Annotated in this window: 25 protein-coding genes; 13 read left to right on the top strand and 12 right to left on the bottom strand. The window is 71.3% G+C overall.

Annotated elements, in window-relative coordinates; translation table 11 throughout:
- Positions 1-15 precede the first annotated feature (15 nt).
- Positions 16-966, top strand: a complete 951-nt coding sequence (hprK, locus tag IS481_RS01770; RefSeq protein WP_104357688.1) for an HPr(Ser) kinase/phosphatase — start codon at positions 16-18, stop codon at positions 964-966.
- Positions 967-987: 21 nt separating this feature from the next.
- Here the strand turns inward: hprK and fur are convergent, their stop codons facing one another.
- Positions 988-1,440: a ferric iron uptake transcriptional regulator gene (fur, locus tag IS481_RS01765; protein ID WP_104357689.1), complete on the bottom strand. Its 453-nt coding sequence runs from the start codon at positions 1,438-1,440 to the stop codon at positions 988-990.
- Positions 1,441-1,559: 119 nt separating this feature from the next.
- Here fur and IS481_RS01760 point away from each other — a divergent pair, with 119 nt between their 5' ends.
- The 5 genes from IS481_RS01760 to holA all read left to right on the top strand — a co-directional run bounded on the left by IS481_RS01760 (position 1,560) and on the right by holA (position 7,326).
- Positions 1,560-2,102 (top strand): outer membrane protein assembly factor BamE, encoded by a 543-nt coding sequence (locus tag IS481_RS01760; protein ID WP_104357690.1) that lies wholly within the window; start codon positions 1,560-1,562, stop codon positions 2,100-2,102.
- A 43-nt stretch (positions 2,103-2,145) separates the two neighbouring features.
- Positions 2,146-2,949: a 4-hydroxy-tetrahydrodipicolinate reductase gene (dapB, locus tag IS481_RS01755; RefSeq protein ID WP_104357691.1), complete on the top strand. Its 804-nt coding sequence runs from the start codon at positions 2,146-2,148 to the stop codon at positions 2,947-2,949.
- Between the two features lie 155 nt (positions 2,950-3,104).
- Positions 3,105-5,753: a leucine--tRNA ligase gene (gene leuS, locus IS481_RS01750; RefSeq protein WP_104357692.1), complete on the top strand. Its 2,649-nt coding sequence runs from the start codon at positions 3,105-3,107 to the stop codon at positions 5,751-5,753.
- Between the two features lie 5 nt (positions 5,754-5,758).
- On the top strand, positions 5,759-6,250 hold the full coding sequence (locus IS481_RS01745) for an LPS-assembly lipoprotein LptE (protein WP_104357693.1): 492 nt from the start codon (positions 5,759-5,761) through the stop codon (positions 6,248-6,250).
- On the top strand, positions 6,250-7,326 hold the full coding sequence (gene holA / locus IS481_RS01740; protein WP_104357694.1) for a DNA polymerase III subunit delta: 1,077 nt from the start codon (positions 6,250-6,252) through the stop codon (positions 7,324-7,326). The genes IS481_RS01745 and holA overlap by 1 nt, the downstream gene beginning before the upstream one ends.
- Before the next feature lie 13 nt (positions 7,327-7,339).
- On the opposite strand, the gene IS481_RS01735 is transcribed toward holA, so the two are convergent.
- Genes IS481_RS01735 through IS481_RS01710 form a run of 6 tightly spaced genes read right to left on the bottom strand, consistent with a single transcriptional unit; the run spans position 7,340 to position 13,160 of the window.
- Positions 7,340-8,278, bottom strand: coding sequence for a 2-hydroxyacid dehydrogenase (locus IS481_RS01735; protein ID WP_104357695.1), 939 nt, complete (start codon positions 8,276-8,278; stop codon positions 7,340-7,342).
- Positions 8,279-8,304: 26 nt separating this feature from the next.
- Positions 8,305-8,826 carry a CinA family protein gene (locus tag IS481_RS01730; RefSeq protein WP_104357696.1) on the bottom strand — a complete coding sequence of 174 codons (522 nt, stop codon included), beginning with the start codon at positions 8,824-8,826 and terminating at the stop codon, positions 8,305-8,307.
- Positions 8,827-8,854: 28 nt separating this feature from the next.
- On the bottom strand, positions 8,855-9,418 hold the full coding sequence (locus IS481_RS01725) for a phosphatidylglycerophosphatase A family protein (RefSeq protein WP_104357697.1): 564 nt from the start codon (positions 9,416-9,418) through the stop codon (positions 8,855-8,857).
- Entirely contained in the window at positions 9,415-10,374 is a 960-nt protein-coding gene (gene thiL / locus IS481_RS01720) for a thiamine-phosphate kinase (protein WP_104357698.1), read from the bottom strand. Before thiL ends, IS481_RS01725 begins: the two co-directional genes overlap by 4 nt.
- Before the next feature lie 51 nt (positions 10,375-10,425).
- The gene (locus tag IS481_RS01715; protein ID WP_104357699.1) at positions 10,426-11,082 is read right to left on the bottom strand and encodes a response regulator transcription factor; all 657 of its coding nucleotides are present in this window, start codon (positions 11,080-11,082) and stop codon (positions 10,426-10,428) included.
- On the bottom strand, positions 11,079-13,160 hold the full coding sequence (locus IS481_RS01710) for an ATP-binding protein (protein ID WP_104357700.1): 2,082 nt from the start codon (positions 13,158-13,160) through the stop codon (positions 11,079-11,081). Before IS481_RS01710 ends, IS481_RS01715 begins: the two co-directional genes overlap by 4 nt.
- A gap of 287 nt (positions 13,161-13,447) precedes the next feature.
- On the opposite strand from IS481_RS01710, the gene IS481_RS01705 reads away from it, so the two are divergent.
- The 4 genes from IS481_RS01705 (at position 13,448) to IS481_RS01690 (ending at position 16,986) form a co-directional block, all read left to right on the top strand.
- The gene (locus IS481_RS01705; RefSeq protein WP_104357701.1) at positions 13,448-15,742 is read left to right on the top strand and encodes an NADP-dependent malic enzyme; all 2,295 of its coding nucleotides are present in this window, start codon (positions 13,448-13,450) and stop codon (positions 15,740-15,742) included.
- Positions 15,743-15,961: 219 nt separating this feature from the next.
- On the top strand, positions 15,962-16,387 hold the full coding sequence (locus IS481_RS01700; protein WP_419186833.1) for a guanyl-specific ribonuclease: 426 nt from the start codon (positions 15,962-15,964) through the stop codon (positions 16,385-16,387).
- A gap of 24 nt (positions 16,388-16,411) precedes the next feature.
- Entirely contained in the window at positions 16,412-16,807 is a 396-nt protein-coding gene (locus IS481_RS01695; protein ID WP_104357702.1) for a barstar family protein, read from the top strand.
- A 41-nt stretch (positions 16,808-16,848) separates the two neighbouring features.
- Entirely contained in the window at positions 16,849-16,986 is a 138-nt protein-coding gene (locus tag IS481_RS01690; RefSeq protein ID WP_165908734.1) for a hypothetical protein, read from the top strand.
- An 89-nt stretch (positions 16,987-17,075) separates the two neighbouring features.
- On the opposite strand, the gene rsmA is transcribed toward IS481_RS01690, so the two are convergent.
- The 3 genes from rsmA to IS481_RS01675 are packed head-to-tail and all read right to left on the bottom strand — an operon-like array spanning position 17,076 to position 21,459.
- The gene (gene rsmA / locus IS481_RS01685) at positions 17,076-17,843 is read right to left on the bottom strand and encodes a 16S rRNA (adenine(1518)-N(6)/adenine(1519)-N(6))-dimethyltransferase RsmA (protein WP_104357703.1); all 768 of its coding nucleotides are present in this window, start codon (positions 17,841-17,843) and stop codon (positions 17,076-17,078) included.
- Positions 17,840-19,180, bottom strand: a complete 1,341-nt coding sequence (locus IS481_RS01680; RefSeq protein WP_104357704.1) for a peptidylprolyl isomerase — start codon at positions 19,178-19,180, stop codon at positions 17,840-17,842. Before IS481_RS01680 ends, rsmA begins: the two co-directional genes overlap by 4 nt.
- A gap of 35 nt (positions 19,181-19,215) precedes the next feature.
- Complete coding sequence (locus IS481_RS01675) at positions 19,216-21,459, bottom strand: LPS-assembly protein LptD (protein ID WP_104357705.1); 2,244 nt, start codon at positions 21,457-21,459, stop codon at positions 19,216-19,218.
- A gap of 158 nt (positions 21,460-21,617) precedes the next feature.
- Between IS481_RS01675 and IS481_RS01670 the strand changes: the two genes are divergently transcribed.
- Positions 21,618-22,658 carry an aminoglycoside phosphotransferase family protein gene (locus tag IS481_RS01670; RefSeq protein WP_104357706.1) on the top strand — a complete coding sequence of 347 codons (1,041 nt, stop codon included), beginning with the start codon at positions 21,618-21,620 and terminating at the stop codon, positions 22,656-22,658.
- A gap of 9 nt (positions 22,659-22,667) precedes the next feature.
- Here IS481_RS01670 and IS481_RS01665 read toward each other — a convergent pair whose 3' ends face one another.
- Positions 22,668-23,663 carry a LysR family transcriptional regulator gene (locus IS481_RS01665; RefSeq protein WP_104357707.1) on the bottom strand — a complete coding sequence of 332 codons (996 nt, stop codon included), beginning with the start codon at positions 23,661-23,663 and terminating at the stop codon, positions 22,668-22,670.
- Positions 23,664-23,849: 186 nt separating this feature from the next.
- Between IS481_RS01665 and IS481_RS01660 the strand changes: the two genes are divergently transcribed.
- Complete coding sequence (locus IS481_RS01660) at positions 23,850-24,176, top strand: DUF4148 domain-containing protein (RefSeq protein ID WP_104357708.1); 327 nt, start codon at positions 23,850-23,852, stop codon at positions 24,174-24,176.
- Positions 24,177-24,271: 95 nt separating this feature from the next.
- On the opposite strand, the gene IS481_RS01655 is transcribed toward IS481_RS01660, so the two are convergent.
- A complete protein-coding gene (locus IS481_RS01655; RefSeq protein ID WP_104357709.1) occupies positions 24,272-25,411 on the bottom strand; it encodes a DNA alkylation repair protein in 1,140 nt (379 codons plus the stop codon).
- An 80-nt stretch (positions 25,412-25,491) separates the two neighbouring features.
- Between IS481_RS01655 and IS481_RS01650 the strand changes: the two genes are divergently transcribed.
- Positions 25,492-26,223 carry a 16S rRNA (uracil(1498)-N(3))-methyltransferase gene (locus IS481_RS01650; RefSeq protein ID WP_104357710.1) on the top strand — a complete coding sequence of 244 codons (732 nt, stop codon included), beginning with the start codon at positions 25,492-25,494 and terminating at the stop codon, positions 26,221-26,223.
- The last annotated feature ends 7 nt before the right edge of the window (positions 26,224-26,230 follow it).

Below are 26,230 nucleotides of genomic sequence, written 5' to 3'. Positions count from 1 at the left end.
CCCGCCCCGCGCCGCTTGAAACCGACCGTCATCAGCGCCGAGGCCCTGTTCGAAGCCCAGCGGTCCACGCTGAAGTGGCACTGGATCGCCGGCCACGCGCACCCCGAGCGCCGCTTCGACGAGGTGGCCGTGCGCGACGCCCAGTCCGCCGCCGACCTGGTCGGCTACCTGAACTACATCCACCCCTACCGGGTACAGATCGTCGGCCACCGCGAGGTGCGCTACCTGAGCGCGGACTCGCCGGAAGACCAGGCGCGGCGCATCGCCCGCATCGTCACGCTGGAGCCGCCGGTCGTGGTGGTGGCCGACGGCCAGACGCCGCCGGACCAGCTGGTCGCGATGTGCGACCGCGCCGAGATCCCCCTGTTCGTCACGCAGGAGTCGGCCGGCTTCGTGATCGACGTGCTGCGCAGCTACCTGGCGATGCACTTCGCCGAGCGCACCACGCGGCACGGGGTGTTCATGGACATCCTCGGGCTGGGCGTGCTGCTGACCGGCGAATCGGGGCTGGGCAAGAGCGAGCTGGGGCTGGAGCTGATCTCGCGCGGCAACGGCCTGGTGGCCGACGACGCGGTCGACTTCTACCGCGTCTCGCAGACCGCGATCGAGGGCCGCTGCCCCGAGCTGCTGATGAACCTGCTCGAGGTGCGCGGCATCGGCCTGCTCGACATCAAGGCCATCTTCGGCGAAACCGCGGTGCGGCGGAAGATGCGCCTGAAGCTGATCGTGCACCTGGTGCGCAAGGACACGCTCGAGCGCGACTTCGAGCGCCTGCCGCACGAGCCGCTGTACGAGGAGATCCTGGGCGTGCCGATCCGCAAGGTGGTGATCGCGGTGGACGCCGGGCGCAACCTGGCCGTGCTGGTCGAGGCCGCGGTGCGCAACACCATCCTGCAGCTGCGCGGCATCGACACCTACAAGGAGTTCATCGAGCGCCACCAGCGCGCGATGCTGCGCGGCGAGTAGCCGCCGGCGGGCCGGCCGGGGTCAGCGCTCGCCGTGGTGATGGTGCAGCGCGTTGCCGCCCTTGCCCTTGCAGTCGCTGCACACCACGTACAGCGACAGCGAATGGTCCTGCAGCTCGTAGCCGCGTTCCTTGGCGATTTCCTGCTGGCGACGCTCGATCTCGGCGTCGTAGAACTCCTCGACGCGCCCGCAGGACACGCACACCAGGTGGTCGTGGTGCTTGCCTTCGTTGAGCTCGAAGACCGCCTTGCCGGGTTCGAAGTGGTTGCGCGACAGCAGGCCCGCCTGCTCGAACTGCATCAGCACGCGGTAGACGGTGGCCAGGCCGATGTCCGACCCGTCGGACAGCAGGGCCTTGTAGACGTCTTCCGCCGTCATGTGGCGTTGCTTGCTGGTCTGGAAGACCTCGAGAATCTTCAGGCGGGGCAAGGTGGCCTTCAGGCCGCTGCTCTTGAGTTCGTCGACGTTGGTCATGGGCGGCTCCGTCCGCATCCGGCCCGCTGGCTGCCGGTGCAGCAGCCCGCCGGTAGAATCCGCGCATCATATCGAGGTTGCGGGCTTTGCCTTACCTCAAGCTCCCATATCCCTACAGTATGTCCCTCATCCTCAGTTGGGCCTGCCGGGCCGGTCTGGCCGTCACCCTGGGCAGCCTCGCGGCCTGCAGCTCGCTGCAGTCCACCGAAGACAACTTCCTGGGCGTCATCACCCCCTACCGCGTCGAGGTGGTGCAGGGCAACGTGGTCACGCGGGAGATGGCCGCCGCGATCCGGCCGGGCATGAGCCGCACCCAGGTGCGCGACATCCTCGGCTCGCCGCTGCTGACCGACATCTTCCACGCCGACCGCTGGGACTACCTGTTCACGATCCGGCGCCAGGGCGCGCAGCCGCAGCGGCGCCGGGTCACCGCCTGGTTCGACGGCGAGCAGCTCACCCGCCTGGAGGCCGACGACCTGCCGAGCGAGAAGGAGTTCGTCGACTCGATCGACACCTTCAAGCGCTCGCGCAAGGTGCCGCAGCTGGCGCTGACCGAGGAACAGCTCAAGGCCCTGCCGGCGCCCGCGCCGCGCCCGGCCGAGGAGACGCCCCCGCCGGCGCCGCTGCGCAGCTACCCGCCGCTGGAACCCTCCGGCGGCTGAGCCGCCTCCCTTCCCTGACCCGTCCTACGCGAGCGTCTCCACCATGACCCACCGTATCGCCATTGCCGGAAGCTCCGGCCGCATGGGCCGCATGCTGATCGAGGCCGTGCTGGCCGCCGACGACTGCCAGCTCGTGGCCGCCCTCGACCGCCCCGACAGCCCCGCCCTGGGGCAGGACGCCGGCGCCTTCCTGGGCCAGGCCACCGGGGTGGCCATCAGCGCGGACATCCCCGCCGCGCTGGCGCAGGCCGACTACCTGATCGACTTCACCCGCCCCGAGGGCACGATGGCCCACCTGCGCGCCTGCCGCGCCGCCGGCGTGAAGGCGGTGATCGGCACCACCGGCTTCTCCGACGAGCAGAAGGCCGAGATCGCCGCGATCGCGCGCGACGTGGCGGTCGTGATGGCGCCCAACATGAGCGTGGGCGTCAACGTGGTGCTCAAGCTGCTGGACGTGGCCGCCCGCGCGCTGAAGGAGGGCTACGACATCGAGATCATCGAGGCCCACCACCGCCACAAGGTCGACGCGCCGAGCGGCACCGCGCTGAAGATGGGCGAGGTGGTGGCCGCGGCGCTGGGCCGCGACCTCAAGCAGTGCGCGGTCTACGGCCGCGAGGGCGTGACCGGCGAGCGCGACCCGTCGACGATCGGCTTCGCGACGGTGCGCGGCGGCGACATCGTCGGCGACCACACCGTGCTGTTCGCCGGCACCGGCGAGCGCATCGAGATCACCCACAAGTCGTCCAGCCGCGCCACCTACGCCCAGGGCAGCCTGCGCGCGGTGCGCTTCCTGGCCGGCAAGGCCTGCGGCCTGTACGGCATGGACCACGTGCTGGGCATGGCCTGACGACCGGCCCCCGCCCGGCGCCCGCCGGGTGCCGCCCCCTGCCGCGGCCGCCGGCGCCCGGCCCGCGGCGCAGGCCCGGTTCCTATAATCGGCCACCCCCTTTTTCCTTGCACGAAGCAGGACCTGCGCCCGCCTCACGCCGGGCGCCACGCCCCATGAACACCCGACAACTCCCCGTTTACGACCACCGCCAGGTGGAAGCCGACGCCCAGGCCGACTGGCAGGCCCGTGACGCCTACCGCGTCACCGAAGACACGAACAAGAAGAAGTTCTACGCCTGTTCGATGCTGCCCTACCCCTCGGGCAAGCTGCACATGGGCCACGTGCGCAACTACACGATCAACGACATGTTGACGCGCTACCTGCGCATGAACGGCTACAACGTGCTGATGCCGATGGGCTGGGATGCCTTCGGCCTGCCGGCGGAGAACGCGGCGCTGAAGAACGGCGTGCCGCCGGCCAAGTGGACCTACGACAACATCGCCTACATGAAGAAGCAGATGCAGGCGATGGGTCTGGCGATCGACTGGTCGCGCGAGATCGCCACCTGCGATCCCAGCTACTACAAGTGGAACCAGTGGCTGTTCCTGAAGATGCTCGAGAAGGGCATCGCCTACCGCAAGACCCAGGTCGTCAACTGGGACCCGGTGGACCAGACCGTGCTGGCCAACGAGCAGGTCATCGACGGGCGCGGCTGGCGTACCGGCGCGCTGGTCGAGAAGCGCGAGATCCCGGGCTACTACCTGAAGATCACCGACTACGCCGAGGAGCTGCTCGACTTCGTCGTCAACAAGCTGCCCGGCTGGCCCGAGCGCGTGCGGCTGATGCAGGAGAACTGGATCGGCAAGAGCGAGGGCGTGCGCTTCGCCTTCACGCACGAGATCCGTGACGCGAGCGGCCACCTGATCCAGGACGGCAGGCTCTACGTCTTCACGACGCGCGCCGACACCATCATGGGCGTGACCTTCTGCGCAGTCGCGCCCGAGCACCCGCTGGCCCGGCACGCCGCGGCCTCGAACCCCAGGCTGGCCGCCTTCATCGAGGAGTGCAAGAAGGGCGGCACCACCGAAGCCGAGCTGGCGCTCAAGGAAAAGGAAGGCCTGCCCACGGGCCTGACCGTCACCCACCCGCTGACCGGCGAGCAGGTCGAGGTGTGGGTCGGCAACTACGTGCTGATGAGCTACGGCGACGGCGCCGTGATGGGCGTGCCCGCGCATGACGAGCGCGACTTCGCGTTCGCGAAGAAGTACGGCCTGCCGATCAAGCAGGTGGTCGCGGTCGAGGGCGAGACCTTCTCGGCCGACGCCTGGGCCGAGTGGTACGCCGACAAGCAGCGCGGCCGCTGCGTCAACTCCGGCGTGCTCGACGGGCTGGACCACAAGGCCGCGGTCGACAAGGTCGCCGAGCTGCTGGCCGCCAAGGGCCTGGGCGAGAAGAAGACCACCTGGCGCCTGCGCGACTGGGGCATCAGCCGCCAGCGCTACTGGGGCACGCCGATCCCCATCATCCACTGCGACGACTGCGGGCCGGTGCCTGTGCCCGAGAAGGACCTGCCGGTCGTGCTGCCGCAGGACTGCGTGCCCGACGGCAGCGGCAACCCGCTGAACAAGCGCGCCGACTTCCTGAACGTCGCCTGCCCGAAGTGCGGCAAGCCGGCACGGCGCGAGACCGACACGATGGACACCTTCGTGGATTCGTCGTGGTACTTCATGCGCTACTGCGACCCGACCAAGGACGACGCGATGGTCGGCGAAGGCGCGCAGTACTGGATGCCGATGGACCAGTACATCGGCGGCATCGAGCACGCCATCCTGCACCTGCTGTACGCGCGCTTCTGGACCAAGGTGATGCGCGACCTGGGACTGGTCAAGGTGGACGAGCCCTTCGTGAAGCTGCTCACCCAGGGCATGGTGCTCAACCACATCTACTCGCGCCGCAACGAGAAGGGCGGCATCGAGTACTTCTGGCCGCACGAGGTCGAGAACGTCTACGACGAGCAGGGCAAGATCGTCGGCGCCAAGCTCAAGAGCGACGGCTCGGCGGTGACCTACGAGGGCGTGGGCACGATGTCCAAGTCGAAGAACAACGGCGTCGACCCGCAGGATCTGATCGACCGCTACGGCGCCGACACCGCGCGCCTGTTCGTGATGTTCGCCTCGCCGCCCGAACAGACGCTGGAGTGGAACGACGCCGGCGTCGAGGGCGCGCACCGCTTCCTCAAGCGCCTGTGGAACCATGCCCAGTCGCGCAGCGAGCAGGTCGCGGGCGTGGCCGCCGGCGCGCAGCTGTCCGGGGCGGTGCCCGCCGAGGTCAAGAAGCTGCGCCTGGAGCTGCACCGCCTGCTGCAGCAGGCCACCTACGACTACGAGCGCATGCAGTACAACACCGTGGTGTCGGCCTGCATGAAGATGCTCAACACGCTGGAGGACTTCAAGGCCGAGGGCCCCGACGCCGCCTGGGCGGTGCAGGAAGGCCTGGGCATCCTGCTGCGCGTGCTGTACCCGGCCTGCCCGCACATCACCCATGCGCTGTGGCAGCAGCTGGGCTATGCCGCCCGCCTCGGCGACCTGCTGGACGCCCCGTGGCCGGCGGTCGACGAAGGCGCGCTCAAGCAGGACGAGATCCAGCTGGTGCTGCAGGTCAACGGCAAGCACCGCGGCGCGGTGACCGTGCCGGCCGGGGCCGACAAGGCCGCCATCGAGGCCGCTGCGCTGGCCAGCCCCGAGTTCCAGAAGTTCTCGGAAGGCAAGCCGGCGAAGAAGGTCATCGTCGTGCCCGGCCGCCTGGTCAACGTGGTGGTGTGAGCCCCATGCCGACGCGCCGCACGCTGCTGCTGGGCACCCTGCCGGCCCTGCTGCTGGCCGGCTGCGGGTTCCGGCTGCGCGGAGACTACCGCTTCGCGTTCCAGACCATCAAGCTGGGCTTCGCGCAGCGCTCGGAGATCGGCGACGAGCTGCGCCGGCAGCTGGCAGCCGCGCCGGACGTCCGGGTGGTCGAATCAGCCAAGGACGCCCAGGTGGTGCTGGAGGTGCTGGAAGACCGCGTCAGCCGCAGCGCCAGCGCCAGCACCGCGGCCGGCCAGGTGCGCGAGATCACGCTGCGCACCCGGCTGCGCTTCCGGCTGCTGACCGCCGCCGGGCGCGAGCTCATCCCCGAGACCGAGCTGGTGCTCTCGCAGCTGCTCAGCTACAACGAGACCGACGCGCTCGGCAAGGAAAGCGAGGAAGCCGAGCTGGTGCGCGACATGCGGCGCGACATCGTCGCCCAGGTCATGCGGCGCCTGGCCGCGGTGGAGCTCTGATGCAGGTGCGGCTGGACCAGCTCGACGCCCACCTGCAGCGCGGGCTGCGCCCGCTCTACACCATCCACGGCGACGAGCCCCTGCTGGCCCAGGAGGCCTGCGACGCGATCCGCGCCGCCGCGCGCGCGGCCGGCCACACCGAGCGCACCGTGCACACCGTGGTCGGCGCCCATTTCGACTGGGGCGGGCTGCTCGGCGCCGCGCAGGCGCTGAGCCTGTTCGCCGACCGGCGCCTGATCGAGATCCGCATCCCGGGCGGCAAGCCGGGCAAGGAGGGGTCCGAGGCGCTGCAGCGCTACTGCGAGGCGCTGTCCCAGGACGTGGTCACGCTGGTGGTGCTGCCGCGCCTGGACAAGGCCGCGCTCAAGAGCGCCTGGTTCACCGCGCTGGACGGCGCGGGGCTGACCGTGCGCGTCGACCCGGTCGAGCGCAAGGTGCTGCCGCAATGGATCGCGCAGCGCCTGGCGGCCCAGGGCCAGCGCGTGCAGCCGGGCGAGGCCGGCCAGCGCACGCTGGCCTTCTTCGCCGACCGGGTCGAGGGCAACCTGCTTGCCGCGCACCAGGAGATCCAGAAGCTGGGGTTGCTCTACCCCGCCGGCGAACTGAGCTTCGAGCAGATCGAGGCGGCGGTGCTGAACGTGGCGCGCTACAACGTCGCGAAGCTGTCCGAGGCGGTGCTGGCCGGGCAGACCGGTCGCGTGCTGCGCATCCTCGACGGCCTGGAGGCCGAGGGCGAGGCGCCGGTGCTGGTGCACTGGACGCTGGCCGAGGACATCCGCGCGCTCAAGCGGGTCAAGGACGCGCTGGCCGCCGGCCGGCCGCTGCCGGTGGCGCTGCGCGACCAGCGCGTCTGGGGCGTCAAGGAAAAGCTGTTCGAACGCGCCGTGCCGCGCCTGAGCGACACCGGCGTGCTGGCGCTGCTGGACGCGGCGGCGATCTGCGACGGCCTGGTCAAGGGCCTGAAGCACCCCGACTGGCCGCTCGAGCCCTGGGCGGCGCTGCGCCGGCTGGCGCTGATGGCCACCGAGGCCGTGGCCGGCCCGACGCTGCGCGGGCGGCTCGCGCTGCTGCCCTGAGCCGGCGTTCCCTTCAATACCCCCGCGCGCGGTCGACCAGGTGCGCCAGCGGCGCGCCGCACCGCAGCGCCCGCACGTTGTCGGCCACCACCTGGCAGGCGCTGCGCGGGTCGGTCTGCGCCGCCGCATGCGGCAGCACCACCACGCGCGGGTGCTGCCAGTACGGATGCCCGGGCGGCAGCGGCTCGACGTGGAACACGTCCAGCACCGCGCGGTGCAGGTGGCCGGCATCGAGCGCCGCCAGCAGCGCCTCGTCCACCACGTGCTGGCCGCGCGCCAGGTTGACCAGGCTCGCGCCCGCTCGCATGCGCGCGAAGGTGGCGGCATCGAACAGCCCGCGCGTGGCCGGCGTGAGCGGCAGCAGGTTCACGACGATGTGCGCCTCGCCGAGCAGCTGCTGCAGGCCGGCGTCGCCGTGCAGCGCGGTGATGCCGGGCAGCTGCGCGCCGCTGCGGCTCCAGCCGAGCACGCGGTAGCCGTTGGCCGCCAGCCGCGCGGCCACCGTGCGGCCCATCTGGCCCAGCCCCAGCACGCCCACGCACACCTCGTCGGCGCGCGGCTGCGGCGGCACGCGCCATTGCCCGCGGCGCTGCTGCTCCAGGCAGTCGAACCAGCCGCGCTGCAGCGACAGCACGGCCCACAGCGCGGTCTCGGCCATCGCGACGTTCATGGCCGGGTCGACCATGCGCGCCAGCGGCACGTCGGCCGGCAGCGAGGCGTCGGCCAGCAGCCGGTCCACGCCGGCCCACAGCGACTGGATCAGGCGCAGCCGCGGCAGCCCCTGCAGGCAGCCCGGCGGCGGGTTGCCGATCACGGCGATGTCGATGTGCTCGCGCTCGGCCTCGGGCAGGTCGGGCGACCACAGGACGATGCGCTCGTCGGGCAGCAGGCGCTGCAGTTCGTCGAGGTAAGGCGCCAGGGTCTCCTGGCGGCCGGCAAGCAGGAGGCTCATGACGCCGTACTGTACGGCGCGCCCGCTCAGCGCTGGCTGACCAGCGACAGCAGCCGCACCAGCGCGTGCTTGACGGTGGCCGCGCGCACCTGGCCGCGGTCGCCCGGGAACAGCATCACCTCGGTCTGCACGAAGTCCTGCCCGATCGCGAAGCCGAACCACACCGTGCCGATCGGCTTGGCGGGCGTGCCGCCACCCGGGCCGGCGATGCCGGTGACCGCCACCGCGACCTGCGCGCGCGAGTGCTGCAGGGCGCCGAGCGCCATCGCCATCGCGACCTCGCGGCTGACCGCGCCGTGGCGCTCGATCACCTCGGCCGGCACGCCCAGCTGCTCGGTCTTGGCCTCGTTGGAGTAGGTCACATGGCCGCGCTCGAACCAGTCGCTCGAGCCGGCGATCGAGGTGCAGGCGCCGGCGATCAGCCCGCCGGTGCAGGACTCGGCGGTCACCAGCTTCAGGCCGCGCGCGGTCAGCGCCAGCCCCAGCTGCGTCAGCAGCGTGTCCAGCGCCTGCACCTCCACCAGCCGTTCCAGTCCCAGACTGCCCATGCGTGTCCCTCCTGCCCGAGCGCCCGACTCACCACCAGACGCGCCACAGCGCGAACACCAGCAGCGTGCAGCCGGCGGCGACGAGATCGTCGAACAGGATACCGAATCCGCCGCGCCAGCCGCCGCCCTTGCAGCGCGCGTCGGCCCAGGCCACCGGGCCCGGCTTGACGGCATCGAAGAAGCGGAACCAGGCGAACGCGCACAGCTGGGTCCACGCCGCCGACCAGGTCTGTGCGCCGCCTGGCGGCGTGACCATCCACAGCACCAGCCAGAAGCACAGGATCTCGTCCCAGACGATGGCGCCCGGGTCGGCCTGGCGCAGGTGGCGCGCCGTCACGGTGCAGGCCCACCAGCCGATGGCGAAGCCGGCGGGCAGCACCACGGCCCATTGCGGGTCGGTCAGCCACAGGTCCAGCACGACGAAGCTGACCCAGCCCCACAGCGTGCCCACCGTGCCCGGCGCGACCGGGCTCAGGCCGCTGCCGAAGCCGAGCGCGATCCAGTGCGCCGGATGGCGCCACATGAAGCGCGCGCTGGCGCGCACGGGCGCCGCCGCGGCGGACGCGGGATCGGAGACGTCGACGGGGTTCATGGGCGGAAATGGTCGAAAGCCGAAAGCGCCAGCGGGACCGGCCGCCCCTGGGCATCGACGGCGCGCAGGCCCGGCTCGGCCTCGATGGTGCCGATGCGCGTGACCGGCACGCCCGTCGCCGCCGCGGCGGCCTGCACCGCCTCGCGCTGCGCCGGTGCGGCGGTGAACAGCAGCTCGTAGTCGTCGCCGCCGGCCAGCGTGCACAGGCGCTGCACCTCGGGCGGCTGCGCCGCCAGCCAGGCGCTGCGCGGCAGCGCGTCGGCCTGCAGCGTCGCGCCCGCGCCGCTGCGGCGCAGCACGTGGCCGAGGTCGCCGACCAGGCCGTCGGACAGGTCGATCGCGCTGCTGGCGATGCCGCGCAGCGCCACGCCCAGCGTGACGCGCGGCTGCGGCTGCTCCATCGCCACGCGCGTGGCCTCGAAGGCCTCGCCGGACAGCGCGACGCGGCCGCGCCAGGCTTCCAGCGCCAGCCGGGCATCGCCCAGCGTGCCGCTGACATAGAGGTCGTCGCCGGCACGCGCACCGCTGCGCAGCAGCGCCCGGCCCGCGGGCACCTCGCCGAACACGGTGACGTGGATCGCCAGCGGCCCGCGCGTGGTGTCGCCGCCGACCAGCTCGCAGCCGTGCGCATCGGCCAGCGCGAACAGCCCGCGCGCGAAGCGCTCCAGCCAGTCCGGCTCGGCCGCGGGCAGCGCCAGGCTCAGCAGGAAGCCCAGTGGCTCGGCGCCGCAGGCGGCCAGGTCCGAGAGGTTGACCGCCAGCGCCTTGTGGCCCAGCCGCTCGGGCGCGACGGTGGACAGGAAATGCCGGCCCTCGAGCAGCAGGTCGGCCGAGGTGGCCAGCTGCATGCCCGGGCGCGGCTGCAGCAGCGCGCAGTCGTCGCCGACGCCCAGCGCGGCACGGCGCGCGGGACGCATGAAGTAGCGCTCGATCAGTTCGAATTCGCCGAGGGACATGTCGCGATTGTCACCGCATCCCGCCTGCGCCGGCGGGCCGCGGGCGGCGTGCTACAGCTTGACGTCGCGCAGCAGGTTGGCCAGCTCGACGGCGGACTTGACGTCCATCTTCTCGAACACCCGCGCGCGGTGCACCTCGACCGTGCGCACGCTGATGTCCAGCTCGTCGGCGATCAGCTTGTTCGGCCGGCCGGCGATCACCAGCCGCATCACGTCGCGCTCGCGGTCGGTCAGCTCGGCCAGCTTGCGTTCGACGTCCTGCATCTCGCGCCGCTGCGCGATCACCTCGGCGCTGCGCGCCAGCGCCTGCTCGACGCGGTCGACCAGCGCGTTGTCCGAGAACGGCTTCTCGACGAAGTCGAACGCGCCGCGCTTGACCGCCGCGACCGCGGTCGGCACGTCGGCGTGCCCGGTCAGGAAGATCACCGGCATCACCTCGATCAGCCCGCGCTCGATCAGGCGCTCGAACAGCGCCAGCCCGCTCATGCCGGGCATGCGCACGTCCAGCAGCAGGCAGCACGGATCCTGCGGCAGGTAGGGGCCCTGGGCGCTGCGCTGGTCCAGCATGGCCTCGAACGCCTCGGCCGAGGCATAGCCCTCGGACAGCAGGCGGCGCGAGCGCAGCAGCCACGCGAGCGCATCACGCAGCACATCCTCGTCGTCGACGAGGTAGACCGTGGGAATGGCTGAGGAGGGTGTCGGGCTCATGGGCTGGTGGACGGCTCGGCCGGCCGGCCGGCTGCCGCGTCACGGCTGGCCGCGCTGTTGACGTCGGCCGCTAGAGTAAACCGAAATTGCGTGCCGCTGCCTTCGGCGGCCGGCAGGGGCTCGAAGGTCAGCACGCCGCCGTGCTGCTCGACCACCGTGCGGCACAGGCTCAGGCCCAGGCCCATGCCCTCGCGCTTGGTGGTGAAGAACGGGGTGAACAGGCGCTCGGCCACCTCGGGCGGGATGCCCACGCCATGGTCGATGACGGTGAACTCGACCCAGCGCGGATGCAGCTGGCGCGCCTTGAAGCGCAGCACGCGGCGCTCCGGCGGCACCTGGTCCATCGCCTGGATGCCGTTGCGCGCCAGGTTCAGCAGCACCTGCTCGACCATCGTGCGGTCGCACACCACGCGCGGCACCGGCGCCGGTGCCTTGGGCACGTCGATCTCGACCCGGGTGCCGGTCTTGCGCGCATGCAGGTTCACCAGCGGCATCACCGCCTCGATCAGGCGGTCGGCACGGATGCTCTCGTGCAGGTGCTCGCGCCGCCGCACGAAGTCGTGCACGCTCTTGATCACGCGCCCGGCGCGCTCGGCCTGCTCGGCGATGCGCGCGATGGCCTGCATGATCATGCCCAGCGTCTGCGGGTCGGTCTCGCCCTGCTGCATCAGGTTCAGCGAGCCGGTGGCGTAGCTGGAGATCGCCGCCAGCGGCTGGTTCAGCTCGTGGCTGAGCAGCGAGGCCATCTCGCCCATCGTCGCCAGGCGCGCCGCGGCCTGCAGCTTCTCGTGCTGCTGGCGCGACAGCTCCTCGACGCGCCGCTGCGCGCTGATGTCGACCATCGCGCCCATCCAGCCGGCGTGCTTGCCGTTGCCGTCGACCAGCGGCGCCTCGAACACCATCACCGGGAAGCGCTCGCCGTTGCGGCGCATGAACGTCGTCTCGTAGCCCTCGCGCGGCGGCGCCTCGCCGGCGATGCGGCCTTTCTGGCGGCGCGTGTACTCGGCGATCATCTCCGGCGGCCAGTACGGCGGCGGGTCCTCGGCGGTCATCTTGCCGATCAGCTCCTCGGCCGAGAAGCCGACCATCTCGCAGAACGCCGGGTTCACGTAGGTGATGCGCCCGTCCAGGTCGCGTGCGCGCAGGCCGGTGACCAGCGAGTCCTCCATCGCCTTGCGGAACGCCAGCGCCTCGGCCAGCCCGCGCTCGGCCTCGGCGCGCTTGCGCACGTCGCGCACCAGCAGCACCACCACCGCCCCGAGCGCCAGCGACAGGCCCAGCACCAGCGCGGTGGACAGGTTGGGGATCAGGTCCGGCTTGCCGGTGGCGCTGTCCAGGCGCAGCTGCAGCGAGATGCCCGGCAGGTCGATGATGCGCTGCGCGACGAATACGCCACGCCCGCGCTCCAGGCTGCCCAGCCGGGCCAGCCGGGTGCCGTCGCCCTCGACGAAGGCCAGCTCGTAGCCCTTGCGGCTGTCGCGCGCGCTGGTCTCGAGCAGCCCCTGCAGCGAGTACGAGGCGATCAGGTAGCCGCTCAGCTGCGAATGCGACAGCACCGGCAGGCACACGTCCATCAGCTCGATGCCCAGGCCGCCGGGCAGGGGCACGAAGTAGCTGCGCGAATAGGCCGGGCCGGACAGCCGCCGTGCGTTGGCGCAGGCGACCTCGGCGTCGATCAGGATGTCCTCGCGCGCCAGCTGGGAGAACACCGGCGCGCGGTACGGCGACTCGACCGCCGCCTCCAGCCCGAAGTCCAGCCCGCGGCGCTCGATGCGCACCAGCTCCCGCCGCGCGCGCAGCAGCGCGGTCGTGTCGGAACGCCACTGCGGCAGCGGCGGGTCGTTCCACAGCAGCGCCTGCAGGCTCTGCAGGTCGCGGGCGAGGTTCTGCTTGACCTCGTTGGCGACTTCCGCGGCGGCGGTCTCGACGCTTTCCTGGGCCTGCGAGGACTCGTAGTCCAGCGTCAGCCACACCAGGGCGGTCTGCGCGACCACGAGCAGCCCCACCAGCGCGATCCAGGGGAAGGCGCGGCGCAGGCTGCGGATCGTGGGCGGCGGCAGCGGTTCGGCGGGCATCATGACATTGTCGCGCGGGCGGCCGTAGGTGCGCCGCGCGTCAGACCGCACTATGACCACGCGGCGGCCGGTCGCCCGTACGCACTTTTGCGCATGCCGGGACGAGGCGCGTTTGCCACACTCACGCGGCCTCGCACGGCCGCCCGCTCGGGCGTTTGTCGCAACGTACACAAGGGCTTCTACAATCGTCCCCCCTGCCTCGCGACGCAGGTGCTCCAGGCTTTCAAACGGCTTTCAGCGACCTGCCGCGCGCGGCACCTGCAGTCCGTATCGACCCCGGAGGATCCTCCATGCCCACCCCCGAAGAGAAACGTGCCCAGCTGCGTCGCGCCGCGCTGGAATACCACGAGATCCCCACGCCCGGAAAGATCGCCATCGCGCCGACCAAGTCGCTGGTCAACCAGCGCGACCTGGCGCTGGCCTATTCGCCCGGGGTGGCCGCGGCATGCGAGGAGATCGTCAGCGACCCGGTCAACGCGTTCCGCTACACCTCGCGCGGCAACCTGGTGGCGGTGGTGACCAACGGCACCGCGGTGCTGGGCCTGGGCGACATCGGCCCGCTGGCGGCCAAGCCGGTGATGGAAGGCAAGGGCGTGCTGTTCAAGAAGTTCGCCGGCATCGACGTGTTCGACATCGAGCTCAACGAGAAGGACCCGGACAAGCTGGTCGAGATCATCGCCGCGCTCGAGCCCACCTTCGGCGGCATCAACCTGGAAGACATCAAGGCGCCCGACTGCTTCTACATCGAGCGCAAGCTGCGCGAGCGCATGAAGATCCCGGTGTTCCACGACGACCAGCACGGCACCGCGATCGTCGTGGGTGCCGCGCTGCTCAACGGCCTGAAGCTGGTCGGCAAGGACATCCGCCAGGTCAAGCTGGTGACCTCCGGCGCCGGGGCGGCGGCGCTGGCCTGCCTGAACCTGCTGGTCAAGCTGGGCGTGCCGCGCGAGAACATCTGGGTGGCCGACATCGCCGGCGTGGTCTACGAAGGCCGCACCGAGCTGATGGACCCGGACAAGGCCATGTTCGCGCAGAAGACCGACGCCCGCACACTGGCCGAGATCATCGAGGGCGCCGACGTGTTCCTGGGCCTGTCCGCCGGCGGCGTGCTCAAGCCCGAGATGGTGGCGAAGATGGCGCGCCAGCCCATCATCTTCGCGCTGGCCAACCCCACGCCCGAGATCCTGCCCGAGGAAGTCAGGAAGGTGCGCGACGACGCCATCATGGCCACCGGCCGCACCGACTACCCGAACCAAGTCAACAACGTCCTGTGCTTCCCGTACATCTTCCGCGGTGCGCTGGACTCGGGGGCGACCACCATCACCGACGCGATGAAGATCGCCGCGGTGCACGCCATCGCGGACCTGGCCCAGGCCGAGCAGAGCGAGGTGGTCGCCGCCGCCTACGCGGGCGCGACGCTCAGCTTCGGCCCCGAGTACCTGATTCCCAAGCCCTTCGACCCGCGCCTGATGATGCGCATCGCCCCGGCGGTGGCCAAGGCCGCGGCCGACTCGGGCGTGGCGCGCCGCCCGATCCAGGACTACGACGCCTACCGCGAGAAGCTGCAGAGCTTCGTCTACGCCTCGGGCACGACGATGAAGCCGATCTTCTCGCTGGCCAAGAAGGCCGAGCGCAAGCGCGTCGTCTACTGCGAGGGCGAGGAAGAACGCGTGCTGCGCGCGGTGCAGGTGGTGGTCGACGAAGGGCTGGCGCGCCCGACGCTGATCGGCCGCCCGGCGATCATCCAGCAGCGCATCGAGCGCTTCGGCCTGCGCCTGCAGGAGGGCCGCGACTACGACGTGGTCAACACCGAGTTCGACCATCGCTACCGCGACTACTGGCAGACCTACCACCGCATGACCGAGCGCAAGGGCGTGACGGCGCAGCTGGCCAAGATCGAGATGCGCCGGCGCCTGACGCTGATCGGCTCGATGCTGCTGCACAAGGGCGAGGTCGACGGCATGCTGTGCGGCACCTGGGGCAACACCCACATGCACCTGCAGTACATCGACCAGGTCATCGGCCGCCGCCCCGGGGTCAACGTCTACGCCTGCATGAACATGCTGATCCTGCCGTCGCGGCAGGTGATGCTGGTCGACACCCACGTCAACTACGACCCGACCGCCGAGCAGCTGGCCGAGATCACCATCCTGGCCGCCGAGGAGATGATGCGCTTCGGCCTGCATCCCAAGGCGGCGCTGCTGTCGCACTCCAGCTTCGGCTCGAGCAACCAGCCCTCGGCGGTGAAGATGCGCCAGGCGCTCGAGCTGATCCGCGCGCAGGCGCCCTGGCTGGAGATCGACGGCGAGATGCACGGCGACCTGGCGCTGGACGTCGAGCAGCGCCAGGAGCTGATGCCGCGCAGCACGCTGACCGGCGAGGCCAACCTGCTGGTGCTGCCCAACATCGACGCGGCCAACATCAGCTACAACCTGCTCAAGACCGCCGCCGGCGGCGGCATCGCGATCGGCCCGATCCTGCTGGGCGCGGCCAAGCCGGTGCACGTGCTGACCCCCTCGGCGACCGTGCGCCGCATCGTCAACATGACCGCGCTGACGGTCGCGGACGCCAACGCCGCCCGCTGACGCACCAGGCCGGTGCCGGACGCCCCTGCGCCGCGTCCGGCACCGCAGCCGTGCTGCAAAAAAGCGCACGCCACCGTGCAGGATCGCATGGTTTGGCGGTAGTGTGCCCTCACAAAATTTCCCTGCCGGGCACTCGGGGACTGCTGCAAATTGAGGCACGACCTTGCCCCTGAAGGCCTAAACGGATACCATCTTGCCTTCAGTTTTCAGGGAAAACCCGTGGCATCCGCTGCTCGGTCAGTCCGGAAGCAGTCGCTCCAGCAGGTCAAAGTCGCTGTCGTCGCAGCAGTCCTGGCGGCCTTGAGTCCGAGCCTCGCTCCTGCCAAGGGCGTAGTACCGGAAGCAGCAGCCAGTCTCCCCACCGTCGCGTTGACGGAGCTGCCCAGGCAGGCGCAGGAAACCCACCGACTCATCCGCAAGGGAGGCCCCTTCCCTTACGAGAAGGACGGGACGGTCTTCTTCAACCGCGAGCGGCTGCTGCCTGCCTCTCCGCGCGGTTACTACCGCGAGTACACCGTGAAGACGCCTGGCGTGCGCCATCGCGGCGCCCGGCGCATCGTCTGCGGCGGCAGGATCCCGACCACCCCTGACAACTGCTACTACACCGACGACCACTACGCGAGCTTTCGCCGGATCGTCGACTGAATCGTGACTCAAAAGGGGATCGTGATGCTTTTGCAGACCGTCCGTCCGAACATCGTCCAGGCCATACGCGCATTCCGCGTCGAGGACCTGATGCAGACCGCGCAAGACACCGGTCAGCATTTCCTGTACGCCAACCTGGGCAACGCCCAGACCAAGCAGGACGTGCTGGAAACCATCGCGGAGTCGTTCCTGTTCCCGCCGCACTTCGGCAAGAACTTCGACGCGCTGTACGACTGCATGACCGACCTGGTGCACAAGGCCGGCCCGCAGCCGGGCTTCATCGTCGTGCTGGAGCAGATTCCCGACAACCCGCGCTTCGACCGCGAGGCGCGCGAGCAGCTGCTGGACGTGTTCCGCGACGCGGCCGATTTCTGGGCCGAACGGAAGATCCCCTTCAGGTGCTTCTATTCTTTTCTGTAGCCCGCTCCCAGGAAATCGGGTCATGGGAGCGGGCGAATGAAGTGGCCCAGAACAGCGAGATCAACGCCGGCAAGTCGGGGTCCTCGGCCCGCGCCAAGCACAGCGCGCCGACCTTCGCACCCTACATGCCGCTGATGAGCAGCGCGTTCGACACCGCCTGCTGGCTGGCCGCCGCGTAAGCCGCGGCCCCGTCGCAAGCACCCAGAAAACGAGGCGGCCCACGTGGCCGCCTCGTCGTTTGGGGCCCCGGGCCTGGCCGGCCGGGCGCTCAGGCCGCGGCAGGCACCTGCTGCGCCAGCGCGACGTATTCCGCCACCGGCACCTCCTCGGCGCGCCGCTGCACGTCGAAGTCGCCGGCAAAGCCGCGCGCCTCGAGCCAGCGGCCGAGCGTGTGGCGCAGCAGCTTGCGGCGCTGCGAGAACGCCACCTGCACCAGTTCCTCGAGCAGGGCCGCGTCCAGCTGCGGCGGCTCGGGCAGCGGCACCATGCGCACCACCGCGGAATCGACGCGCGGCGGCGGGTCGAAGGCCTCGGGCGGCACCTCGAACAGCGACTCGATGTCGTAGCGCCATTGCAGCATCACGCTCAGGCGCCCGTAGTCGGCATCGCCGGGGCCGGCGGCCATGCGGTCGACCACCTCCTTCTGCAGCATGAAGTGCTGGTCCTCGACCACGTCGACCTGGGCCAGCAGGTGGAAGGCGATCGGCGAGGAGATGTTGTACGGCAGGTTGCCGACCACGCGCAGCTTGCGCCCGGCCTGCGCGGCCAGCGCGCGGAAGTCCACCTTCAGCACGTCGGCCTCGACGACCGTCAGCTCGGGCCGCGCGCGCAGCCGCCTGGCAAGATCGCGGTCCAGCTCGATGACGGTCAGCCGCTCGCAGCGTTGCACCAGCGGGTCGGTGAGCGCCCCGAGGCCGGGGCCGATCTCGACCAGCGCCTGCCCCGGTTGCGGGTCGATGGCGCGCACGATGGCGTCGAGCACCGCCGAGTCGGCCAGGAAGTGCTGGCCGAAGCGCTTGCGCGGGATGTGCTTCACTGGGGCGGTTCCCGCATCTCGACGTAGGCCTGGGCGCGGATCTCGCGCGCCCATTCCTGGTAGGCCTGCTCGTACTTGCGCTCGCGCAGCGCGTTGGTGGCCAGCTCGCGCTGCTGGCGCGCATCCAGCTCGGACTGGCGCCGGTCGGTGACCTGCACCAGGTGCGCACCGAAGCGCGACAGGAAGGGATCTGAGATCTGGCCCACCGCGAGCCGGTTCATCACCTGCTCGAACTCGGGCACGAACTGGCCGGGGTTGGCCCAGCCGAGGTCGCCGCCATAAGGCGCGCTGCCGTCTTCGGAGACCTCGCGCGCGATCTGCGCGAAGCCCGCCTCGCCCTGCTCGATGCGCCGCTTGTACTCGGCCAGGCGCCGCAGCGCGGTCTGCTGGGTCAGCTGCGGCGAGATGCGCAGCAGGATGTGGCGGGCGCGCGTCTGCGTGATCGCCAGGCCCTGGCGGTCCTTGCGGTCGGCCAGCTTGAGGATGTGGAAGCCGGCGCCGGAGCGCACCAGCTGCGGCGCCACCTCGCCGGCCTGCAGGCCGGCCACCGACTGCACGAACAGGTCGGGCAGGCGTTCGGCCGGACGCAGGCCCAGGCGCCCGCCCTGGTCGCGGTTGGGGCCCTGGGAGTGGGAGCGCACCAGCTCCTCGAACGGCGTGCCGGCCCGCGCCTGCTCCAGCACCTGCTGCGCGCGCTGCTGCAGCTCGGCCTCCTGCTCGGGCGTCGCCCCTTCGGGCACCGCGATCAGGATCTGCGCGATGTCGTACTCGGTGGCTCCCCCCGACTGGGCGCGCAGCTGGCGCAGGTAGTCCTCGATCTCGGCATCGCTGATCTTGATGCGGCGCTGCACCTCGCGCTCGCGCAGGCGCACCAGCAGCAGCTCGTCGCGGATGTTGTTGCGGAAGCGCGCGAAGTCCATGCCCTGCTCGCGCAGGCGTTCGCGCAGCTGCGGCAGGGTCAGCTGGTTCTGGGCGGCGACGTTGTTGACCGCGCGGTCGATCTCCGCCTCGTCGATGCGCAGGCCCACCAGCTTGGCGTAGGACAGCTGCGCCCGCTCGTTGATCAGCGCCTCGACCACCTGGGCGCGCAGCTCGTCGCGCGGCGGCAGGCGCGCGCCGTTGCGCTCGGCCTCCTGCTCGATGCGCTGCAGGCGCTGCTGCACCTCGCTGTTGGTGACCAGCTCCTGGTCGACGACGGCGACGATGTAGTCCACGGTGCGCGGCGCGGCCGCAGCCGGCTGCGCCTGCACGGCGGGCGACAGCAGGACGGACCAGGCGGCGAGCAGCGCGCCGGTCCAGCGGACGGCGTGGCGCCGGAAGGAAGGAAGACGGGTCATGGATGCAGTCTCGGGAAGGTGCCAGGGCCTTCTCATCAGGGCTGCGCGCGATCCTCGCGCAACAGCTGGTAGCCGGGGATATTGTCCTTCAAGGCCCGCAGCGGGCTGGAACCCAGCCGCGACAGGCCCACGAACTCCAGCTGGAACATCAGCCGGGTGGCGGCGTCGCTGCGGCTGATCGAGCGCCGCTCGATCACCAGGCGGCCGATCCAGCAGCCCGCGTCGTACTCAAAGCCGAACAGCGTGTCGGTCAGGCGCTCGTCGCGCATGCTGTAGTTGACGCGCCCGACGCTGTAGAGCGAGCCGACGCAGGCGCCGGAGCCGGCGGCCGAGCGGTCCGCCTCGTACACCGGCCACTGCCATCCGATGTCGAGCTGCTCGCTGGAGTTCCGCACCAGGCTGTAGCTGCCGCCGATGGTGCGGAACGGCCCGGGCGAGTAGCGCGCCGACAGGGTCGAGCGCACGGTGCGCTCGCGGTCGGGGTTGTACTGGGCGAAGCCGGACAGCGTCCAGTCCGGGATCAGGTTGGTCGAGCCCAGCAGCAGCACGTCGCTGAAGCGCTCGTCCGAGGGCGTGCCCTCGGCGGTGATGCGCTGCTCGCGGAACAGGTAGCGCTGCGCCAGCCCCAGGCGCAGCGCCTCGGCGCCGGTGGCCTCGTCGAAGAAGCGGGTGTAGGCGCCGGCGGTGATCTCGTGCGCGTCGGCCACGCGGTCCACGCCCGAGAACGGGTTCTGCGTGAACAGGCTGGTGAAGTTCAGGTCCTTCGGCGCGGTGTCGAAGGTCGGGATGTCGTCCTGCCGGCGGTACGGCGTGTTCACGTACAGCAGGCGCGGTTCCAGAGTCTGCACGTAGCGGCGGCCGAACCATGTGCTCGGCCGCTCGAACACCCAGCCGGTGTCGACGCTGAAGGTGGGGATCACGCGCGAGACGTTGCGCCGGCCGTCGTCGCGGTCGATGCGGTAGCTGGCGGCGTTGAAGCTCACGCTCGGGGTGAGGAACCAGCCCGGGGTGTCGACCACCGACCAGCTCAGGCTGCCCAGCACGTGGGCACGGGTGGCGTCGGGGCGCTGCGACAGGACGCCCTGGTCGTGCTGCGCGAAGCGGTTGACCTCGGCCTCGACCGAGGCGCGCAGGCCCGCGCCGAACTCGTGGCGGTGCCGCACGCCCAGCTGCGGCTCGCGCGAATAGGGCGAGTCGATCGGCGCGTCCAGGTCCTGCAGCACCTGCCAGCGCTGCACCCGCGCATAGAGCTCGGTGTTGCCGTGCCACCACTGGGCGCGCGCGTTGCCGGCCAGCAGCCGCTCGGTCAGCCCGTCGATGTGGCGGTCCAGGTCCTTCCAGTAGTCGTCGTCGGAGACGCGCTGCGCGTCGATCTCGTACAGGCCGTCGCCCGGCAGCCGGCCGCGGTGCAGGAAGTGCGTCGACCAGCGCGTGCCGCCGTGGACGCGGTCGTCGGGCAGCACATGGGTGGACAGCTCCCCCGAGAAACCCGGCTGCAGGTAGCGGAACTCGGTGCCCAGCGCCGCGCCGCGCTTGGTGATCAGCGTGGGCGTGAGCGTGAGGTCGTAGTTCGGCGCGATGTTCCAGTAGTACGGCACCGCCAGCTCGAAGCCGCTCTTGCTGTCCAGGCCGAAGGTCGGCGGCAGCCAGCCGGACTTGCGCTGCTCGCTGACCGGAAAGCTCAGGTACGGCACCGCCAGCAGCGGCACGCCGTAGAAGCGCAGCACCGCGCCTTCGGCGGTGCCCTCGTTGTTCTCGAAGTCCAGCGTCACGCGCGAGGCGGTCAGCAGCCAGGCATAGCCGCCGTCATCGTCGGGCGTGCAGCTCGAATAGCTGGCGTTGCTGGCGGCCAGCCGGTCGCGGCCGAGGAACTCGATGCGCTCGGCCTGCCCCCCGGCCTGGGTGGCGGAGAAGAAATAGGTCGGCTCGACGAAGTGGCCCTCGTAGCGGTCGAGCTGGATCTGCACCTCGGGACCGGTGAAGACGTTGCCCTCGCGGCTGATGCGCACGTTGCCGGTGGCGCGCGCGATGCCGTCGGCCTGGCGGTACTCGAGCCGGTCGGCGCGGATGCTGGTGGCGCCGCGCGACAGCTCCACCTGCCCTTCGGCCACCGTCGAGTGGTCGGGGCGGCCCGTCAGCTCATTGGCCTCGATGCGGATCGGCAGCTGGGCCTCGCCGCGGCCCTGCGCCTGCGCCGCGCACGCGGCCGCCAGCAGCCCTGCCGCCGCGACGGCGGCAGGACGACGAAGGAACGAGTCTGCGGACAGCAGGCGGACCAAGGTGCGGTGGCAACGGGAGGGAGGACAACGGAACCGCCTGCAAGGCGGGTTTGTAGAATCGTCGATTATTCCACGAGCCTCACCCGGCGCCGACCGCAGGCGCCCGCGCAACGGGGTTGCGCGATGTGAGTCCCCCTTCCCGCCATCGCCTTCTCGAGATGACGTCCACGATCACCTGGGCCGACGACCGCCGCCGGGCCGCCTTCGAACACTGGATCGCCCGCCTGGGCCGCCACGGCATCGACCCGCAATCGGTGCGCAGCGCCAGCGCCGACGCGAGCTTTCGCCGCTACTTCCGCGTCGACGGCGGCACGCGCAGCTACATCGTGATGGACGCGCCGCCCGCGCACGAGGACTGCCGCCCCTTCGTGAAGGTGGCCGGCCTGCTGCGCGGCGCGGGGCTGAACGCGCCGCAGGTGCTCGAGTGGGACGAGGCCGCGGGCTTCATGCTGCTGTCGGACCTGGGCTCGACGACCTACCTGGCGCAGCTCGACGCCGGCAGCGCCCCGGGCCTGTACGACGACGCCACCAGCGCGCTGGTGCGCATGCAGCAGATCGACGCGGAGCACGAGGTGCCGCCCTACGACGAGGCCCTGCTCACGCGCGAGCTGCAGCTGTTTCCCGATTGGTACATCAACCGCCACAGCGGCCTGCAGCTGAGCGCCCGGGAGCAGGAGCAGCTGCAGCGCAGCTTCGCGCTGATCCTGCGCGTGTGCCTGGCGCAGCCGCGCGTGCTGGTGCACCGCGACTACCACTCGCGCAACCTGATGGTCAGCGGCCCGGTCGGCTCGCCGGAGAACCCCGGCATCCTCGACTTCCAGGACGCGGTGTGGGGCCCGATCACCTACGACCTGGTCTCGCTGCTGCGCGACGCCTACATCGAGTGGGAGGAAGAGCAGCAGATCGACTGGGCGGTGCGCTACTGGGAGAAGGCGCGCAAGGCCGGCCTGCCGGTGGCGGCCGACTTCGGCGAGTTCTGGCGCGACTTCGAATGGATGGGGCTGCAGCGCCACCTCAAGGTGCTGGGCATCTTCTGCCGCCTCAACTACCGCGACGGCAAGGACGGCTACCTCAAGGACCTGCCGCTGGTGTGGCGCTACGCCCACCGGGTGGCGACCCGCTACAGCGTGCTGACGCCGCTGGCGCGCCTGCTCGAGCGCCTGGTCGGGCAGGAGCCGCAGGTCGGCTACACCTTCTGAGCCGGCGCCTCAGGCCGCCGCCCGGCCCGGCGCCGACGCGGCGCCCGGGGCGGGCAGCGCGGTCTCGCAGCCGGCCGCAGCCAGCCAGGGGTCGTGCTCGCTGGCGCCGAAGGCCTGCACCAGGAAATCCATGAAGGCCCGCGTGCGCGCCGGCACGTACTTGCGGCTGGGCATCGCGGCATAGATGGTCAGCGTCACGATGCGCCAGTCGGGCAGGATGCGCTCCAGCGCCCCCTCGCGCAGCGCGTCGTCCACCATGAACGAGGGCAGCGCGACGATGCCCAGCCCCGCGAACGCGGCCGCGCGCAGCGTGCCCACGTGCGAGGCGGTCAGCGTCGCGCGCGGCTCGATCTCCACCGTCTCGGGCGAGGCCTGGCCCTCGGCGCCGCGCTGGAAGCGCCACAGGCGCGGGGTGTTCGGCAGGTCCGGCACCAGGCATTCGTGGCGCACCAGCTCCTCGGGCCGCTGCGGGCGGCCGTAGCGCTTCAGGTACTCCGGCGCGGCGCAGGTCACCGCCTCGCTGACCGCCAGGCGTCGCGCGACGAAGTCGCCGCTCAGCGGGCGCGGGCCGACGATGAGGATGGACACGTCGTAGGCCTCGTCGGCCGTGTCGATCATGCCCGCCGCCGCGATGTCCAGCGTCACCCGCGGGTACTGCTCGCGGAACGCCGGCAGGTGCTTGGCCAGCTGGTGCACCGCGAACGAGGCCGGCACCAGCACGCGCAGGTGGCCCTTGGGGTCGTTGACCGAGGCACTGGCCAGCGCCTCGGCCTCGTCGATGTCCGACAGGATCTGCCGCACCCGCTCCAGGTAGGTCTCGCCGACCGCCGTCAGCGCCAGCCGGCGCGTGGTGCGCTGGATCAGCCGCACCCCGAGGTGGGCCTCCAGGTCGGCCACCAGCCGCGTCACGACCGCCGCGGACAGGTCCAGCGCCCGCGCGGCCCCGGCAAAGCTGCCTTCCTCGATCACCTTCGCGAAGACGCGCATCGAATGCAGTCGATCCATCGCTCCCCCTGAGGTTTGTTGCTGAAACTGCAATTATCCGTTGACCGGAACGCGATTTTTCCAATCAGGGTAAACCCCTACAGTGGAGCCATCGATGAGCCCGACGAACCGAAGCGCGTGACTCACCGACGCGGATGGCGGCCTCGCCACCGTCCGGATCGTCCACTCGAAGTTCTGGAGCAACAAATGAACATCAAGAAGACCCTCACCGTCGCTGCCCTGTCCGCCTTCGCCGTGGCCGGTGCCTATGCACAGGAAGCCACCAAGGACGACGTCTCGATCGCCGACAGCATCGTCTCGACCAAGACCCGCGAGCAGGTCAAGGCCGAACTGGCCGAAGCGCTGAAGCAGGGTGGCCGCCAGGCCGTGTTCGCCGGCGAAGCGACCTACTTCCCGGCCGACCGCAGCGCCCAGCCCGGCCGCACTCGCGCCGAAGTGCGCGAGGAAGCGATCAAGGCCATGCAGGAGCGTCGCCGCTCGAACGTCGTCGACGAATACAACATCGGCGGCTGATCCCGCACGATGCCGCGGCCGGTACGCCGGCCGCAAGCCCCCTGGAAGACAACCCGCCTGCGGCGGGTTGTTTCGTTCATGGGCACCGCGCCGGTTCAGGCGCCGCCGTCGGTCAGCTCGAAGTCGAGCGCCCCCAGCACCCGGCCGTTGACCAGCACCTCGGCGCGGTGCGCCCCGGAGTACAGCCGGCGCGTGCTGCGCACGACGAAGTCGCGCGCGAACGCGAACCGCTGCACCGCGCCGCCCGGCAGCTCGCGCACCGTGCCCTTGAACACCTTGCGGCGCGGCCGGCCGTTGCCGCTCGCATAGCCGATCGCATAGTCCACGCAGGCCCGCCCGCCGCGCCCCGGCGCGCAGCGCAGGGCAAAGCACAGCACCAGCCGTCCGCCGATCGGCACCTCGCGGCGGTCCAGCTCGAACTCCTCCAGCACGAAGGGCGCATCGACCGCGTAGCCGAGCAGCGCCAGCGCCTCGGGGCGGCCCTGCTTGACCAGCGTGCGCAGCGCCCGCTGCAGGGTGCGCCCGCCGTCGGGCAGTGCACGGGCCTGCCAGCGGCGCGCCACCTCGAGCGCCAGCGCGGCATCGAGGCGGCTGAGGTCGTTCAGGTGGTTGGCGGCCGAGCGGCGCACCACCTCGTCCGGGTCGCCGGCCAGCGCGTCGATCAGCGGCACGGTCAGCGCCGGCTGCGCGATCAGCTGCGCCACGCGCCGCCCCCAGGGCAGCAGCGGGCGCGCGCCTTCGCTCGCCAGGCGCCGCACCCGCGCGTCGGGATGGGCGCACCAGCGCTGCATGCGCGCCAGCGTGCGCTCCAGGTGGTGCTGCAGGAAAGGGCGGATCGCGAACTCGCCGGTGAAGTGGCGCGTCATCCATTCCAGCGCGTCGAGCGCTGCCTCCGGTTCGCCCAGGCCCGCCTCGGCGACGAACTGCAGGTACGGCGCGTGGCGGAACACGGTGATGCCCTCGGGCGCGCGGCGCGACGGCCCGGGCTCGCCCATCGCCTGCCGCAGCACCGCGACCGCCGGCCCGAACGGCAGCGCAAGGTGCGCGTGCAACGCCTGCGCGACGCGGTGCACCCGCGCCATCAGGCTCAGGGCCGCGAACCCGTCCAGGCAGTGCGCCGTGAAGCGGTCGGCCGCGAAGCCGGGATGCGCCGCCGCGACCGCCTCGGCGATCGCGCGCACGGTGGCGGCGTCGAAACCGTCCTTCAGCAGCGGCGCGGCAGGGGCCTCCTTCATGGCCCGCATCGTGGCACAGCCTGCTGACAACGCGTGTCAGCAGCGCGCGGACGGCGCAGCGTTCAGGCACACTGCGCGCCATGTCGAACCGCACCGCGCCCCGCCTGTACGTCCCCGCCCCGCTGGCCGCCGGCCTCACCCTCACGCTGCCGCCCGGCCCGAGCCGCCATGCCCAGGTGCTGCGCCTGCAGCCGGGCGACGCGGTGACGCTGTTCAACGGCGACGGCGGCGAATGGGCCGCACGCATCGTGCGCATGGGCCGCAGCGACGTGGACGCGCAGGTGCTGCAGCACGACCCGGCGGACCGGGAGTTGCCGGTGGCGGTGACGCTGGCGGTCGGCATGCCGGCCAACGACCGCATGGACTGGCTGGTCGAGAAGGCCACCGAGCTGGGCGTCGCCACCATCCAGCCGCTGGTGTGCGAGCGCTCGGTGCTGCGCCTGGCGGGCGAGCGCGCCGGGAAGAAGGTGGCGCACTGGAGCGGCGTGGCGATCAGCGCGAGCGAGCAGTGCGGGCGCACCCGCGTGCCGGTGATCGCGCCGGTGCAGCCGCTGCGCGCCTGGTGCGAGGCGTTGCCCGCGGCAGCGGACGACGAACTGCGCGCGGTGCTGAGCCTGCAGGACGCGCAGCCGCTCGCCGCGCTGCCGGTGGGCGCGCGCGCGGTGTTCCTCAGCGGCCCGGAGGGCGGGCTGGCCCCGGCGGAAGAGGCGCTGGCGCGCACGGCCGGCTTCCGGGCCGCAAGCCTCGGCCCGCGCGTGCTGCGCGCCGAGACCGCGCCGCTGGCGGCGCTAGCGCTGCTGGGCCTGCGCTGACGCGCCC

It is taken from the genome of Caldimonas thermodepolymerans, from assembly GCF_015476235.1.
Lineage (GTDB): Bacteria > Pseudomonadota > Gammaproteobacteria > Burkholderiales > Burkholderiaceae_C > Caldimonas > Caldimonas thermodepolymerans.
This window is presented reverse-complemented; position numbering and strand designations above follow the sequence as displayed.

Excerpts from the sequence above, each read along its gene's own strand:
- fur (WP_104357689.1), bottom strand. The coding sequence starts at position 1,440 with ATGACCAACGTCGACGAACTCAAGAGCAGCGGCCTGAAGGCCACCTTG.
- IS481_RS01760 (WP_104357690.1), top strand. The coding sequence starts at position 1,560 with ATGTCCCTCATCCTCAGTTGGGCCTGCCGGGCCGGTCTGGCCGTCACC.
- dapB (WP_104357691.1), top strand. The coding sequence starts at position 2,146 with ATGACCCACCGTATCGCCATTGCCGGAAGCTCCGGCCGCATGGGCCGC.
- leuS (WP_104357692.1), top strand. The coding sequence starts at position 3,105 with ATGAACACCCGACAACTCCCCGTTTACGACCACCGCCAGGTGGAAGCC.
- IS481_RS01745 (WP_104357693.1), top strand. The coding sequence starts at position 5,759 with ATGCCGACGCGCCGCACGCTGCTGCTGGGCACCCTGCCGGCCCTGCTG.
- holA (WP_104357694.1), top strand. The coding sequence starts at position 6,250 with ATGCAGGTGCGGCTGGACCAGCTCGACGCCCACCTGCAGCGCGGGCTG.
- IS481_RS01735 (WP_104357695.1), bottom strand. The coding sequence starts at position 8,278 with ATGAGCCTCCTGCTTGCCGGCCGCCAGGAGACCCTGGCGCCTTACCTC.
- IS481_RS01730 (WP_104357696.1), bottom strand. The coding sequence starts at position 8,826 with ATGGGCAGTCTGGGACTGGAACGGCTGGTGGAGGTGCAGGCGCTGGAC.
- IS481_RS01725 (WP_104357697.1), bottom strand. The coding sequence starts at position 9,418 with ATGAACCCCGTCGACGTCTCCGATCCCGCGTCCGCCGCGGCGGCGCCC.
- thiL (WP_104357698.1), bottom strand. The coding sequence starts at position 10,374 with ATGTCCCTCGGCGAATTCGAACTGATCGAGCGCTACTTCATGCGTCCC.
- IS481_RS01715 (WP_104357699.1), bottom strand. The coding sequence starts at position 11,082 with ATGAGCCCGACACCCTCCTCAGCCATTCCCACGGTCTACCTCGTCGAC.
- IS481_RS01710 (WP_104357700.1), bottom strand. The coding sequence starts at position 13,160 with ATGATGCCCGCCGAACCGCTGCCGCCGCCCACGATCCGCAGCCTGCGC.
- IS481_RS01705 (WP_104357701.1), top strand. The coding sequence starts at position 13,448 with ATGCCCACCCCCGAAGAGAAACGTGCCCAGCTGCGTCGCGCCGCGCTG.
- IS481_RS01695 (WP_104357702.1), top strand. The coding sequence starts at position 16,412 with ATGCTTTTGCAGACCGTCCGTCCGAACATCGTCCAGGCCATACGCGCA.
- IS481_RS01680 (WP_104357704.1), bottom strand. The coding sequence starts at position 19,180 with ATGACCCGTCTTCCTTCCTTCCGGCGCCACGCCGTCCGCTGGACCGGC.
- IS481_RS01670 (WP_104357706.1), top strand. The coding sequence starts at position 21,618 with ATGACGTCCACGATCACCTGGGCCGACGACCGCCGCCGGGCCGCCTTC.
- IS481_RS01665 (WP_104357707.1), bottom strand. The coding sequence starts at position 23,663 with ATGGATCGACTGCATTCGATGCGCGTCTTCGCGAAGGTGATCGAGGAA.
- IS481_RS01660 (WP_104357708.1), top strand. The coding sequence starts at position 23,850 with ATGAACATCAAGAAGACCCTCACCGTCGCTGCCCTGTCCGCCTTCGCC.
- IS481_RS01655 (WP_104357709.1), bottom strand. The coding sequence starts at position 25,411 with ATGAAGGAGGCCCCTGCCGCGCCGCTGCTGAAGGACGGTTTCGACGCC.
- IS481_RS01650 (WP_104357710.1), top strand. The coding sequence starts at position 25,492 with ATGTCGAACCGCACCGCGCCCCGCCTGTACGTCCCCGCCCCGCTGGCC.